Annotated in this window: 1 protein-coding gene; it reads right to left on the bottom strand. The window is 37.4% G+C overall.

The genetic code is table 11. The annotated features are described in order from the left end of the window. Positions 1 to 4: 4 nt before the first annotated feature. On the bottom strand, positions 5 to 425 hold a 421-nt coding region (locus tag ALO43_RS16120; protein WP_235812537.1), incomplete at its 5' end, for a DUF6402 family protein.

Below are 425 nucleotides of genomic sequence, written 5' to 3'. Positions count from 1 at the left end.
TTTCTTACATGGGTTCTGGGGGTTTGCATAATGTATACAGCTTTATGATAATATGCTTTTTTAGTTTATGTATTTCAGGTCTGCTGTAAATCATAAAATCGCCACCTCGACCATGCTTTTCTCTCCACTCACTATAAGAGCTATTGTACACAGGCCAGTAAACATCTTTCTCCATAAATTTTCTGACAATACCTGTTCTTTTATCTACTGGCTTGTCAATCTGCCCGCCAGGCAAATAGTCCCAATTGATTTTAGTTTCAGTTATAGGGGTACTACCCATATTAGTATGAATTTTCTTACCGTCAACAAGATCACTGACAACGGCAGAGTAGGAAAGAATCATGTCATTTTTGTTCCAGTGCCCTAGATATTGACTATTGCCATCATTTTTGTCGTTAAAGGAATAGTTATCTTTCAGGTAGGTC

The organism is Pseudomonas tremae, assembly GCF_001401155.1.
Classification (GTDB): domain Bacteria; phylum Pseudomonadota; class Gammaproteobacteria; order Pseudomonadales; family Pseudomonadaceae; genus Aquipseudomonas; species Aquipseudomonas tremae.
Note: the sequence above shows the minus strand (reverse complement) of the source record. Positions and strands in the feature narration are given on the sequence as shown.